This is a genomic window from Ferrimonas sediminum, assembly GCF_900100175.1.
Taxonomy (GTDB): Bacteria; Pseudomonadota; Gammaproteobacteria; order Enterobacterales; family Shewanellaceae; genus Ferrimonas; species Ferrimonas sediminum.
The window spans coordinates 23355-35759 of the sequence record NZ_FNEM01000017.1; the positions used below are offsets into that span (position 1 = coordinate 23355).

At 56.7% G+C, this 12405-nt stretch carries 12 protein-coding genes and 1 tRNA gene; 4 read left to right on the forward strand and 9 right to left on the reverse strand.

All coding sequences use genetic code 11. From position 1 onward, the window contains the following. Positions 1–33: 33 nt before the first annotated feature. The 5 genes from BLT77_RS16030 to BLT77_RS16050 form a co-directional block, all read right to left on the reverse strand. Positions 34–237 (reverse strand): helix-turn-helix domain-containing protein, encoded by a 204-nt coding sequence (locus BLT77_RS16030; protein ID WP_090367276.1) that lies wholly within the window; start codon positions 235–237, stop codon positions 34–36. A 120-nt stretch (positions 238–357) separates the two neighbouring features. After that, positions 358–1197 carry a hypothetical protein gene (locus BLT77_RS16035; RefSeq protein WP_090367278.1) on the reverse strand — a complete coding sequence of 280 codons (840 nt, stop codon included), beginning with the start codon at positions 1195–1197 and terminating at the stop codon, positions 358–360. A 49-nt stretch (positions 1198–1246) separates the two neighbouring features. Then, positions 1247–2224 carry a competence protein CoiA family protein gene (locus tag BLT77_RS16040; RefSeq protein WP_090367280.1) on the reverse strand — a complete coding sequence of 326 codons (978 nt, stop codon included), beginning with the start codon at positions 2222–2224 and terminating at the stop codon, positions 1247–1249. 143 nt (positions 2225–2367) lie between these two features. Further along, a tRNA-Arg gene (locus tag BLT77_RS16045) sits at positions 2368–2443 on the reverse strand. A gap of 68 nt (positions 2444–2511) precedes the next feature. Continuing rightward, entirely contained in the window at positions 2512–3417 is a 906-nt protein-coding gene (locus BLT77_RS16050) for a LysR family transcriptional regulator (protein WP_090367282.1), read from the reverse strand. A gap of 94 nt (positions 3418–3511) precedes the next feature. On the opposite strand from BLT77_RS16050, the gene BLT77_RS16055 reads away from it, so the two are divergent. Next, on the forward strand, positions 3512–4111 hold the full coding sequence (locus BLT77_RS16055; RefSeq protein ID WP_090367284.1) for a short chain dehydrogenase: 600 nt from the start codon (positions 3512–3514) through the stop codon (positions 4109–4111). A gap of 249 nt (positions 4112–4360) precedes the next feature. Next, positions 4361–4984, forward strand: a complete 624-nt coding sequence (locus tag BLT77_RS16060; RefSeq protein ID WP_090367285.1) for a short chain dehydrogenase — start codon at positions 4361–4363, stop codon at positions 4982–4984. Positions 4985–5081: 97 nt separating this feature from the next. On the opposite strand, the gene BLT77_RS16065 is transcribed toward BLT77_RS16060, so the two are convergent. Both BLT77_RS16065 and BLT77_RS16070 read right to left on the reverse strand, forming a co-directional pair. Then, positions 5082–5720: a hypothetical protein gene (locus BLT77_RS16065; protein ID WP_090367287.1), complete on the reverse strand. Its 639-nt coding sequence runs from the start codon at positions 5718–5720 to the stop codon at positions 5082–5084. Between the two features lie 59 nt (positions 5721–5779). Further along, a complete protein-coding gene (locus tag BLT77_RS16070; RefSeq protein WP_090367289.1) occupies positions 5780–6376 on the reverse strand; it encodes a TetR/AcrR family transcriptional regulator in 597 nt (198 codons plus the stop codon). A gap of 196 nt (positions 6377–6572) precedes the next feature. On the opposite strand from BLT77_RS16070, the gene BLT77_RS16075 reads away from it, so the two are divergent. Together BLT77_RS16075 and BLT77_RS16080 are read left to right on the forward strand one after the other, a co-directional pair. Beyond that, a complete protein-coding gene (locus BLT77_RS16075) occupies positions 6573–7601 on the forward strand; it encodes an HlyD family secretion protein (RefSeq protein WP_090367291.1) in 1029 nt (342 codons plus the stop codon). Beyond that, positions 7601–9121, forward strand: coding sequence for an MFS transporter (locus tag BLT77_RS16080; protein ID WP_090367292.1), 1521 nt, complete (start codon positions 7601–7603; stop codon positions 9119–9121). The genes BLT77_RS16075 and BLT77_RS16080 overlap by 1 nt, the downstream gene beginning before the upstream one ends. Before the next feature lie 76 nt (positions 9122–9197). On the opposite strand, the gene pflA is transcribed toward BLT77_RS16080, so the two are convergent. Both pflA and pflB read right to left on the reverse strand, forming a co-directional pair. After that, positions 9198–9938, reverse strand: coding sequence for a pyruvate formate lyase 1-activating protein (gene pflA / locus BLT77_RS16085; RefSeq protein ID WP_090367295.1), 741 nt, complete (start codon positions 9936–9938; stop codon positions 9198–9200). Positions 9939–10080: 142 nt separating this feature from the next. After that, complete coding sequence (gene pflB / locus BLT77_RS16090) at positions 10081–12363, reverse strand: formate C-acetyltransferase (protein WP_090367297.1); 2283 nt, start codon at positions 12361–12363, stop codon at positions 10081–10083. Positions 12364–12405: the final 42 nt, after the last annotated feature.

Here is a 12405-nt window from a genome sequence, read left to right on the forward strand (position 1 = left end):
ATAGAGCAAACTGGAGGCTAGATAATTGCTTCATCACACTTCTCCCACGGCTAAATCTGAGTGGAAGAATCTGCGCTTGTCGATGAAGCTACGCACGTCTGTTGCTTTGTACATCACCCGCCGACCTACCTTCACATAGGGCAGAGGATAGGAGCCTTTGCAGCGCCAGACTGAGAGGGTGCCAATGGTAACGCCAAGCAGATCGGAGACTTCAATAGGTGTGAGTAGATTGTCCATGGTTTACGTCCTTGTAGATTCACTTCAATGAATCTCAACCATGAACGGGATTAGAAGATTTTTGCATGCCACTGGCTGCCAATGATCTAATACTGGCCGTCAGTGATTACTCACTAGCGGCTAGCGTGCAACTTTCTGGTTGTGTTCTCTGAGCCAGCGGTACAGCCGCCGTTGAACATTACTGGAGTTTCGAAAGCTCGTATCCCCAATACTCAGCGCAAAGGTTTGGGCTTCTTCTGTCAGCTCAACGGATGCATGGTGTAGGGATTTGAAGGAGCAGCGACTATAGATCTCTAGAATGTGGGCTTTAACTTCATTGGTTTTCTCATAGCGCTTAGTTCTTCCCTTTTCTCCCTTCGATGCTGAGTCGCTTCTTATCGCTTGCTTTTTGATTGCTTCGGTGAGGTGATTTCGAAACTCAGCTTTGGGGAACAGGTCATCGAGAAAGAATTGTTTGTAGTGGCTTTTGGCGGCATTCGTCATTCCGATCAGGTGGGCTCCAATGACCCAGTTGAGTCGGTGTATGCCATTGTTCGATAGTTTCTTGTTGATGGCTGTCAAAATGGCCAATGGCGAGTCTTCGAGGTTGTGTTCTCGAAAGGCCGACTCAAGTGCGGAGTAATCACCGGAATCGAGGGCTTCAAGATACAAGCGATAGACGGTGTCTCTGTTCTTTGGGAGAGAAGATATTAATAGGTTAACAAAGGACTCGGCTTGCTGTTCCATCCAACCGTCGAAGTTGTCTACACCGCAAGGCAAGGCCATCAGGTGTTTTATCTTGTTCTTCGAGGCCAAGTAGAGGGAGAGGTGGCACCAGGTGGGATCATTGTCCATTCTTCGGCACAGCTCAGTTTCAGTGGCTCGCATAGAGTCTAATCTAGAATGGACTTTTGTATGATGCTGCTCAACTGCCTGAGTGTAGTCGTCGAGCAGTTCTTTGATTGAGGTTTCAGTACCCATAACGGTCATCCATGACGGTTAATCTCGGTTAACTGTAGATGGCATAGGCTTAATCGGCGAGAAGTGCTTTTTTCTCCTTTTTGAGTTTCCTATTTTCCTCTCTGAGCTTTTCATTCACGGCCGATAGCTCGCTTTCCCACTGTCGTGCGATTTCGATGTCTCTGGTAAGGCGATTGAGCTCCTTGGTTTTGAGTGACAGCGCTTTGTCTATTCGGGCCTCTTGTTCGGCTTTGCGGGCTTCGTACTCTTTCATTGCTGCACCAGCAGCCCCATTTAACTCGTGCTCAAAAATCATTCGAAGGTTGTGGAGTTCGCTGCTCGCTTTTTTGATTTCAGTGTTTATTGATCGCAAGCGCTTACTCACCTGCTTCTCTGATTCACTAAGCCCCTGATCCAGAATTTCGATCTGCCTGCGTCTGGATTTTGTCTCATTTTTAAATATCTCAAGCCCGAGGGAGGAGAACAGATCTACGGTAAGCCATGAGGCACGATTGATGTCTAAGGCCTTGGCGAAAAATGCATCATCAAAGGGAGTGTCATAATTTTTGAAGTCAGAGAGGGTGAACTCAATGGCGGTGATGCTGTGCTTTCGGTAGGTAGCGCGCTTTTGCTTTGTCGTACTGTGGGTGACGGCGATCTCGATTGCCAGCAGTTCATGGTCGATTTCGAGTAGCAGGTCAGGGATACGTCCAGTCGGGGACAGTTGTTTTTCTTGAATGGCTTTACTGATGGGCAGCTTGAATGGCTTTTTATCAAAGTTACACGAGGGCAAGGTGATGAACTGTTGAGACAGCAGATAGGCTTTGGCTCTTAAATGCAGCTCGGTTTCTGGCCCCCAAGCGTCGCAATGTGACTCGATACCCTGGTGAGCGAAATGGTGCGCGTTCTTGTCTCCCCTGCGGGCGATTAGTGGTTCTCCACAGCTGGGGCAAATACAGCCACAGGCCAGGCCGCTTTGGACATCATTGATGGAGGTGATTTGGCCGTTGCGGTCTAGGGCAACCGTCATCTGAATTTGGGGTGTCATTCGCGCTCGATTCCTTGTTCATTGAACGAAGTAAGAATCCCTGTAACAGGGCTGTCGCGAGTTATTTTAATGGCGGGACAGGGGCGGGACAGAATTGTTGTCCAAAAATAGGATATTGAATTCTTTGGAGAAAAGAGGCGATATGGCCTCCCCACAGGGACTCGAACCCCGATCGATCGCTTAGGAGGCGACTGCTCTATCCTGTTGAGCTATAGGGAGGAAACCGCTAAGCATTCTAGCGGGGTTTGGCGGTGGTTGAAAACCCTTTTGATTTGATTGCAGAATTTTTACTCAGTGCTGAGATGTTTGTGGGCCAGCAGGTGATCGATGAAGGCGCGCAGGGTCGGATCGGTGAGTTTGCTGGCGGGGTACACCAGTGACACGTCCAGCGCGGGCAACTGATACTCTTCCAGTATGGGCACCAATTTTCCCTGCTGCAGATGGCGGCGGAGCATGAACTCCGGCAACTGGGCAATGCCCAGCCCGGCGGCCGCAAAGTCGGCCAGCAGGGTACCCTGGTTTACGTCCACGTGGCCGTTGACGCTGAGCTGATGCTGCTTGCCATTTTCCTGGTAGTGCACCCGTCCGGGTTGCCGATTGGAGGAGTCCACCAGCCAGCGGTGTTTGCTCAGCGCCTTGGGGTGGTCGGGGCTACCGTGCTCTGCCAGGTAATCGGGGCTGGCGACCATCAGAATCTTGATGCTGAGGTAGTGGCGGGCGATAAAGCCGGAGTCGCTGAGCTGGCCTACCCGCAGGGCCAGATCGAAGCCCTCCTCAATCAGATTGACGTAGCGGTTCACCAACACCCACGACAGCTGCACGTCCGGGTACTGGCGCAGAAAGTCGGCCACCACATGCTGAATCCCCAATTGGTCAATGTTGAATGCCGAGGTGATCCGCAGCCGCCCGGCCACCTTGTGCTGACGCTGGGTCGCCGACAGCTCCAGGTTGTCCAGCCGCTCCAGCACCGCTTTGAACTCATCCAGGTAGTGCTGGCCCTCCGGGGTCAGCTTCATGGCGCGGGTGGTGCGGTACAGCAAAATGCAATCGAAATGCTTTTCCAGATCCGACACCTGGCGACTGACTGCCGACACCACAATATTGAGCTCACGGGCGGCGGCGCTGAAACTGAGCTTGTCCACCACCACCACGAAAGTGCGCATCGCCTTGAGCAGATCTATTTTTCTTTCCATGAGAAAAGTGATTTCGATTTGGGGTTATTTTTCTATTCTAAGCGCCGGCCTACACTTTCTCCAACTTAAGCAAACAACGAATTTGGAGACACCCATGAAAGTACTATTGATTGGCGCAACCGGAACCATTGGCAAGGCGGTCGCAGAGCGCCTGAGCGGTCAGCACCAGATCATCGCTGCCGGTTTTCGTGACGGCGATGTGCAGGTGGATCTGGGCAGCCCGGAGTCCATCAAGGCCCTGTTCGAGCAGGTGGGTAAGGTGGATGCGGTGATCTCCACCGCCGGCCTGGCGGCCTTCGGCCCGTTGGCCCATCAGAGTGACGACGACTACCAGTTGGCACTGAACAACAAACTGATGGGCCAGGTGAACCTGGTGCGTCTGGGCAGCGGCTACCTCAACGACGGCGGCTCCATCACCCTGACCTCCGGCATTTTGTCCCGTCAGCCGATGCCGGGCAGCGCGTCGGTGTCGATGGTGAACGGTGCCCTGGAGAGCTTTGTAAAGGCAGCTGCACTGGAACTGAACGGAGTGCGGGTTAATGCGGTGGCGCCAGCTTTCGTTAAGGAAACCATGGCTATGATGGGCATGGATACCAGCTCAGGCATCTCGGCCGCAGACACGGCCAAGGCGTACGAGGCAGCGGTATCCGGCGAGATGTCTGGTGAGACTTTGGATGCACCAAACTTCTTGTAAGTTGTTGGATTTTTGCTTTTTCATCATGCCTTTGTGTAATTGAATACGGATTACACTCTTCAAGTGTCGAGTTCACTGCCCGAGTCACACTCTTTCATTGAGTTGTGGCTCTTTTTTTGCATAAAAATCAATACTCTTAGTAGACTGTCGCACTATACTGAATATCCCGGCTCAGGCTATCGCCGCTGTGGTTCAGGGGAATGGAGCTGGTAAAACAGCAGCTTACACAGTGAGGGAGCGACACCACCCATGAAAATACTACTTGCCGGCGCATCGGGCACCATTGGCGGGGCGATTGAGAAGCGCCTGGCTGTCGAGCATCAGGTTATTACCGCCGGCTACAGCCACGGCAATCTGCGCTTTGACCTGGCCGACAGCGACAGCATTCGCATAATGATCGACGCCGTCGGTGAGGTCGATGCCATCATCTGTGCCGCCGGGGTCACCAGTTTTGGTCCGTTCGAGCACCTGACCGAAGCCGATTACCACCAGACCCTGAACAGCAAGCTGATGGGGCAAGTGAACCTGCTGCGTATCGGCCGCCAGGCGGTGCGTCGTGGTGGCTCCATCACCCTGACGTCGGGCTTTGCTGCCCGGGAGCCTGTGCCGGGCTGCGCCGCAGTGGCCATGGCCAACGGCGCGCTGGAGAGCTTTGTCAAAGCGGTGGCGGTGGAGTTGACCGAGGTGCGGGTTAACGTGGTGTCTCCCTCGTTTGTCACCGAAACCATGGCGATGATGGGCATGGGCACCAGCACCTCCGTATCGGCGTCGTTAACGGCGGCGGTGTACGAAGCGGCGCTGCTGGGCACCATGAGCGGCGAGACCCTGCAGGTGGCCGAGTACGTCAATGCCGACACCCACTGGGTGATCTGAACGCCTCCATTTCGGCTGGGAAAAAAGCACGGCTTTTAGGTTGTGCTTTTTTTATGGCTGTCAGATCTGGCATGGGCCCAACTGACCATCCAGGGCGCTACTTGAGGTACTGCTCCTCGCGCCAGGTCGCCAGCCAGTGCGGTTTGTGGACCACCAGCAGGGTGGTAGTGAAGCCGTTGAGCATAGCCTCGGGGAAGAAGAACAGCGGCATCAGAATCAGGTAGTTGTCCCGAATAATGGTCCAGTCGTACTCAAAGCTGAACCAGCTGGCCAGCAGCAGGGTGCGGGCCACGAAGCAGACAATGCCGTTAAAAAAGCCGTCGACGAAGATGTAGATCCACAGGTTGCGGGGCAGGGTGTTGTGGCTCAGGGTCAAGATGGCAAAACTGAGGCCGATGGGCGCGGCCACCCCCAGCAGGCCGATGGCACCGGCCCCCTGCCAGGGTTCGCTGCCCAGGCCGACAGAGGCCAGCAGCGCCAGGCTGCCCACCACGATGGCATTGCGCCAGCCGAACACCAGGGTGGTGACGGTGAGAGCCACAAAGTGCAGCTCCAGGCCGTCGTAGATCCCCGCTCGCAGTTGCCACAAGCCGCTGAGGCCAATGATAAAGCCCAGGGTCAGGTGCAAGACGTAGTTGTGTTCTTTAATCGCCTGCCACAGGTTGCCACGGATCAGGCAGTGCAGCGCCAGCCAGATCCACAGTACCCAGGCCAGGCCTTCGGCGGCTGAGGGCATTGAGGTGTCCTTTTCTCTCTCTGTCTCTAAAAGAGTACCTCATTGTGGCGGCGGTTGCCTCAGTGGCAGCTTCTCAGGAAGGTGTCCACGACCCTGTCGGCGTAACGCTGCAACTGAGCGGAGTCCGATGGTTGAGGTGTCAGCAGGGCCTCGAAGTAACGGGACCCCCGCAGTGCTCCCAGCAGTTGTTCGGCGCTGTTGTGTGGATCAGTCAATTGCAGTTGGCCATCGGCCACCAGTTGCACCAGCAACTGCTCCAGGATGGCGAGCGCCCGCCGTGGACCCCGATCCAAAAAGTACTCAATCAGCTCTGAGTCTTGTTTACTCTGAGCGATCATAAGCCGAAACAGGCCCATGGTTTTTGGGTGATAGACAAAGGCGGTGTAGCTGCGGCAGAAGTGCTGCAGTTGCTGCTCGGTGCTGTGGTTGCGATCCGAGTCCAGGGCCAGCATCGTCTGCAGCTCGCCGGTCAGTCGGGTCACCACCTCTTTCAGCAGGCCCCGTTTGTCACCGAAATAGTTGTACAGGGTCAGCTTGGAGCCGCCACAGCGCTCGATCAGCTGGTCCAGTCCGGTGGCGTCGAACCCCTGCTCCAGAAACAGCTCGGTGGCGACATCCAGATAATTCTGCTTCTTTTTCAGGCTGGAAGGGCGCATATGGTACTCCTCAGTACAGTTTTTGCCTGGCAGGGCTTGAAATCCATCTTACTACTCAAATAAGATACTGTACAGTACAGTATCTTAATGGCGGTTGAACCATGCCTGTACGCAGTGGGCTTTGACGAGGCACTGCGGCGGCGGGGTCTCCGGATTTCAGGTGCTGATGGTGGTTGGTTCTTCAATGGTTGTGTCTATGAACAGTGGAAAAAAGAAAGTCCTGGTGGCGCTGACTCTGGTGCTGGTCATCAGCGGATTGTACCTCTATCTGGCGCCGCGGCAAGGGTGGGTTGAAACCGACAATGCCTATGTGCAGGGGGAGATCACGCCGATCAGTGCCGAGGTGGCCGGCGTGGTGACCCGGGTGCTGGTGACTGACAACCAGTGGGTGGAGGCCGGCACTCTGCTGGCGCAATTGGATAAGCGCAATTATCTGGCGCTTAAAGACAAGGCCGCCGGGGCGCTGGCGGAGGTCGAGGCGGGCATTGTCAGTGCCAGGCAGCAGATTGAGATGCAGGCCATCGCCGTCAGGGAGGCCGAGACCGGCATCGACTCCGCCGCCACCGATGCCCGTTATCAACGGGTGGAGTGGCAGCGCCTGTCGAATCTGCTGCAGGACAACCTGGCCTCTAAATCGAACCATGATGCCCAGAAAACCCGGATGGAGCGGGCGGATCTGGCACTGACTTCGTCCAGGCTGAAACTGGAGGGGGCCCGTCAGGCGCTGGCATCGGCGCGCACTCAACTGGATCTGCTGCAGGCTCGGCGCGTGCAGGCTGAGTCGCAGCTGGCACTGGCCGAGCTGAATCTGGAGGACACCGACATTCGGGCGCCGGTGGCGGGGGTGGTGGGCAACCGCGCCGTGCGTCAGGGGCGGTTGGTGGCCGCTGGCACGCCGCTGCTGTCCATCGTGCCCACCGACGAGGTGTGGGTGAACGCCAACTTCAAGGAGGGGCAGTTGACCCAGATGATGCCGGGCCAGCCTGTGGCCGTGCGGCTGGACAGCTTCCCCGGCCAGCTGCTGAACGGCCGGGTTGAGAGCGTCTCTCCGGCCACCGGCGCCCAGTTCAGCCTGCTGCCGCCGGATAATGCCACCGGCAACTTCGTCAAGGTGGTACAGCGGGTACCTGTGAAGATCGTCCTGGAGTTGCCCCAGGAGCTGAAAGGCCGTGTGGTACCTGGCTTGTCGGCGGTGGTTGAGGTGGACACCCGGGGGCAGGGCTGATGGCTGTGCGCTCACTGCCTACCCTGCTGCTAACGGTACTGCTGCTGTTGCCTCAGGGGCTGAGCTCCGGCATCTACTCCGCCGGCAGCGGCGAGATTGCCGCGGCCTTGGGGCTGTCGGCGGACGAAGCCAGCTGGCTGAATGTGCTCTATATGCTGGGGCAGATCCTGTCTCTGCCTCTGAGCGCCTGGCTGGCCCGCCAATGGGGCAGTCGTACGTTGCTGCGTGCTGCGGCCCTGGTGGGTACGGTGGCCACTCTGGCGACCCTGCTGGCGCCAACTCAGTGGCACTGGCCTGCCTGGTTTCTCCATGGGGTCTGTGCCAGCGCTATGCTGTTGCTGGCTCATCGGGTGGTGCTGGGCAACCTGAGTTTCAGCGCCATCTCTGTGGTGCAGGCGGTGATGTCTCTGGTGGTGGTGCTCATTCCCCTGGGACTCTACCCCTTACTGATGGGACAACTGGCGGAGGCGGGCCTGTGGCACTGGGCCTTCGCCCTGCAGCTTATCCCCTATCTGGCGCTGCTCTACTGGGTGCGGTTTGGCCCCTGGCCCTGGCCAGAGCAGGCTGAGCGCCACTGCTTCAACTGGGTTCAAGCGGGGCTGCTAGCCGGTGCCCTGACTGCGGTGACCCTGCTGCTGCTCAAGGGCGAAAGGTACAACTGGTTTGACGATCTTCGTGTTACTGCCCTGGCGGGGCTGACCCTGGCCCTTGGGGGACTGGCTGTCCTGGCGATACGGCGAGGCTGGGGCAGGGGCAGCTTGCTGGAGCCCCAGGTGTTGGCTTTGCCCTCGGCCCGGGTGGGGATGGTCAATGCGGCGGTGGCTGGTTTTGCGGTGATGGGGGCGACCATGCTCACCTCGGGCTTTGTCACCGGCACTTTGGGCTACAGCCATGCCCAGTTGGGCCAGCTGGAGCTGGTGAGCTTCGGCGGCATGCTGCTGGGGGCGCTGGTGGCGGTCAGGGTGACCTACTTCCCCGGCGGTCAGCCGGACAAGGTGGTGCCCCTGGGGGTGCTGATGATGGTGATCGCCTGTGTGCTGCTGACCTCGAGCAGCGGCGACAGTGGCCTGAGTGACCTGTGGCCTGCCATGCTGCTGAAGGGGCTGGCGGTGGGCATTCTCAACGTCACCGTGGTGATCCACATATTGCGCAGCCTGCCCAAGGTTTATCTGCTGCAGGGGGTGGCCTGGTTCTATCTGTTCCGCACCCTGGGGTCGATGCTCTCCATCGCCGAGTTCTCCCGGCTGAAGACCCTGGAGGCGGCCAACGCGACTTCGGTGCTGGGCAGCTATTTCAATCCGGCCAGTGACAGCTTCCAGCGCTACGCTCACAGTCTGTCTCGGGGGCTGGGGACCAGCGAGGACGTGACTTCGGTGCTGCTGAGTGGGGCACTCAAGGGGCAGGTGGCCTCGGTGGCCAGCATCAACAGCTTCCAGTGGCTGATTTTGTCCATCGGCTGTTGTGGGCTGCTGATGGTAAGTGCCAAGGTGTGGGCGGCCAAGCAGACCGCTAAGCAGTAGTTTCAGCCTTTAAGGGTGGAAAAAGAGAAGGGAGCCGTTTGGCTCCCTTTTTTCATGGTGGCGATGATCGCCGGCATCAGTATTTGGTCTTCAGCCCTTTGGCTTCGAAGATCGCCTGGATGCGTTTCATGGTGTCACCGCTCGGTGGCTTGACGCCATCCAACTGGTACTCTTCGCCCAGTGCGGTCCATTTGTGCTTGCCCAGTTCGTGGTAGGGCAGCAGTTCCACCAGTTCGACGTTGCCCATGGGGGCGATACGCTCGGCCAGTTGTTCGGCGGAGGCGTCGTCGTCGGTGTACCCGGGCACCACCACATAGCGGATCCAGGTGCGCTGGTTGCGCTTGGTCAGGTAGTCGGCAAACTGCAGCGGCCGCTTGTTAGAAACGCCCACCAGGTTGCGGTGAATATCGTCGTTGATCTGCTTGAGGTCCAGCATGACCAGATCGGTGTTGTCCAGCAGGGTATCGATGGCGGGGGTGTAGTTGCGCACCATGCCATTGGTGTCCAGACAGGTGTCTATGTTGTGCTCTTTACAGCGCCGGAACAGTTCGGCGACGAACTCCGGTTGCAGGATGGCTTCGCCGCCACTGGCGGTTACGCCACCGCCGCTGGCTTCAAAGAAGTAGCGGTAGGAGTCCACTTGGTCCATGACCTCATCAACGGTCACGATTTTACCGCCATCGAGATCCCAGGTGTCCCGGTTGTGGCAGTACTGGCAGCGCATCAGGCATCCTTGCATGAACACAATAAAGCGGATTCCGGGCCCATCGACGGTGCCACAGGATTCCCAAGAATGAATTCGGCCTTCGACGCTCATTGTCTCTCCGTTTGCCCGGTTAAGAAGTTCTTCTTTATCAGTTCCTTATATCAAGGGCTGGCAAAGAGAAAACCTCGGGCCTGTAATGTAAAAAAGGCTCTGTCAGAGACAGAGCCTTAATGTTAACTCGATTTCACCAAACTTACATGGTTTCGGTGAAGGTACGAGTGATTACGTCTTGCTGCTGCTCTTTGGTCAGAGCGTTGAAGCGCACGGCGTAACCGGATACACGGATGGTCAGCTGAGGGTACTTCTCTGGATTCTCTACAGCATCCAGCAGCATCTCGCGGTTCATCACGTTCACGTTCAGGTGTTGACCACCTTCACGAGTCTGGGTGTTCTTGAAGTAACCGTCCATCAGGGCAGCCAGGTTAGCGCGGCGACCGTCGTCGTCTTTACCCAGGGCGCCAGGTACGATAGAGAAGGTGTAAGAGATACCGTCTTTAGCGTGGGCGTAGGGCAGTTTACCAACGGAGGTCAGGGACGCTACCGCACCGGACTCATCACGACCGTGCATTGGGTTGGCGCCTGGAGCGAATGGCTGGCCAGCGCGACGACCGTCAGGGGTGTTACCGGTCTTCTTACCATATACCACGTTAGAGGTGATGGTCAGAATGGACTGAGTCGGGGTGGAGTCACGGTAAGTCTTCAGCGCACGGATCTTGTTCATGAAGCTTTCAACCAGCTCACAAGCAATGTCATCCACACGTGGGTCGTTGTTACCGAACTTCGGATAGTCGCCTTCGATTTCGAAGTCGGTAGCAATACCGTCTTCGTCACGAACCGCTTTCACCTTGGCGTACTTAATGGCAGCCAGGGAGTCAGCAGTGATAGACAGACCAGCGATACCACAAGCCATGGTGCGCTCTACGTCTTTGTCCATCAGAGCCAGCAGAGAGGCTTCGTAGCTGTACTTGTCGTGCATGTAGTGGATGGTGTTCAGTGCGGTAACGTACTGCTTAGCCAGCCAGTCCATGAAGGTGTCCAGCTTGGCGTAAACGGTATCGTAGTCCAGAACCTCATCAGTGATGGCGTCCATCTTAGGACCGATCTGATCCTTGGACTTCTCATCCACACCGCCGTTGATTGCGTACAGCAGGGTCTTGGCCAGGTTGGCACGGGCGCCGAAGAACTGCATGTGCTTACCCAGAATCTGTGGGGATACACAGCAAGCGATGGCGTAATCGTCAGACTGGAAGTCAGGACGCATCAGGTCATCGTTTTCGTACTGGATGGAGGAAGTATCGATGGATACTTTGGCACAGTACTTCTTGAAGCCTTCTGGCAGGCCTTCAGACCACAGTACAGTGATGTTTGGCTCTGGAGAAGGACCCATGGTGTACTGGGTGTTCAGGAAGCGGAAGCAGTTCTTGGTAACCAGAGAACGGCCGTCAACGCCCATACCCGCCATGGACTCGGTGGCCCAGATTGGGTCGCCAGAGAACAGCTGATCGTACTCAGGGGTACGCAGGAAGCGAACCATACGCAGCTTCATTACGAAGTGGTCAACCATCTCCTGGGCTTGCTCTTCAGTCAGCAGGCCAGCTTTCAGGTCACGCTCAATGTACACGTCCAGGAAGGTGGATACGCGACCCAGAGACATGGCAGCGCCGTTCTGAGACTTGATGGCAGCCAGGTAACCGAAGTAGGTCCACTGGATGGCTTCCTGAGCGGTTTCCGCTGGACGGGAGATGTCGAAGCCGTACTTGTCAGCCATGACTTTCATCTGGCCCAGGGCACGGTGCTGCTCGGCGATCTCTTCACGCAGACGGATGGTGTCTTCCAGCTTCACGCCATTTTCCAGATCGTTCTGGGTGCTGTGGAACTGGTTCAGCTTGTCCTGCATCAGGAAGTCGATGCCGTACAGAGCGATACGACGGTAGTCACCGATGATACGGCCACGGCCGTAGGCATCTGGCAGACCGGTCAGTACGCCGGACTTACGGCAGCGCAGGATATCAGGAGTGTAGACATCGAAAACGCCAGCGTTGTGGGTTTTACGGTAGTCGGTGTAGATCTCCTTGGTCATTGGGTCCAGCACGCGATCGTACGCTTTGCAGGAACCTTCAACCATACGGATACCGCCATTAGGGATAATGGCACGCTTCAGAGGCGCTTCGGTCTGCAGACCAACGATGGTTTCCAGATCTTTGCTGATGTAGCCAGCGTCGTGAGCGGTGATGGTGGAGATTTTGGAGGTGTCGAAGTCAACCGGCGCGTGAGTGGTGTTCTCAATGCGGATGCCTTCCATTACCTTGGCCCACAGCTCGTCGGTAGCGTTGGTGGCACCGGCTAGAAAGGACTCGTCGCCTTCATAAGGAGTGTAGTTTTTCTGGATGAAGTCACGAACGTTAACTTCGGTTTTCCAGTCACCTGCTGCAAAGCCTTCCCAAGCCTTTGCAAACTGAGTCGTTTTCTCTGTCATAGTGTTTAACCTTTAACATATGTAAAGATGATACGTTTCGTC

Bases quoted from the DNA above. Each gene is read 5' to 3' on its own strand.
- BLT77_RS16030 (WP_090367276.1), bottom strand. From the start codon at position 237: ATGGACAATCTACTCACACCTATTGAAGTCTCCGATCTGCTTGGCGTT.
- BLT77_RS16035 (WP_090367278.1), bottom strand. From the start codon at position 1,197: ATGGGTACTGAAACCTCAATCAAAGAACTGCTCGACGACTACACTCAG.
- BLT77_RS16040 (WP_090367280.1), bottom strand. From the start codon at position 2,224: ATGACACCCCAAATTCAGATGACGGTTGCCCTAGACCGCAACGGCCAA.
- BLT77_RS16050 (WP_090367282.1), bottom strand. From the start codon at position 3,417: ATGGAAAGAAAAATAGATCTGCTCAAGGCGATGCGCACTTTCGTGGTG.
- BLT77_RS16055 (WP_090367284.1), top strand. From the start codon at position 3,512: ATGAAAGTACTATTGATTGGCGCAACCGGAACCATTGGCAAGGCGGTC.
- BLT77_RS16060 (WP_090367285.1), top strand. From the start codon at position 4,361: ATGAAAATACTACTTGCCGGCGCATCGGGCACCATTGGCGGGGCGATT.
- BLT77_RS16065 (WP_090367287.1), bottom strand. From the start codon at position 5,720: ATGCCCTCAGCCGCCGAAGGCCTGGCCTGGGTACTGTGGATCTGGCTG.
- BLT77_RS16070 (WP_090367289.1), bottom strand. From the start codon at position 6,376: ATGCGCCCTTCCAGCCTGAAAAAGAAGCAGAATTATCTGGATGTCGCC.
- BLT77_RS16075 (WP_090367291.1), top strand. From the start codon at position 6,573: ATGAACAGTGGAAAAAAGAAAGTCCTGGTGGCGCTGACTCTGGTGCTG.
- BLT77_RS16080 (WP_090367292.1), top strand. From the start codon at position 7,601: ATGGCTGTGCGCTCACTGCCTACCCTGCTGCTAACGGTACTGCTGCTG.
- pflA (WP_090367295.1), bottom strand. From the start codon at position 9,938: ATGAGCGTCGAAGGCCGAATTCATTCTTGGGAATCCTGTGGCACCGTC.
- pflB (WP_090367297.1), bottom strand. From the start codon at position 12,363: ATGACAGAGAAAACGACTCAGTTTGCAAAGGCTTGGGAAGGCTTTGCA.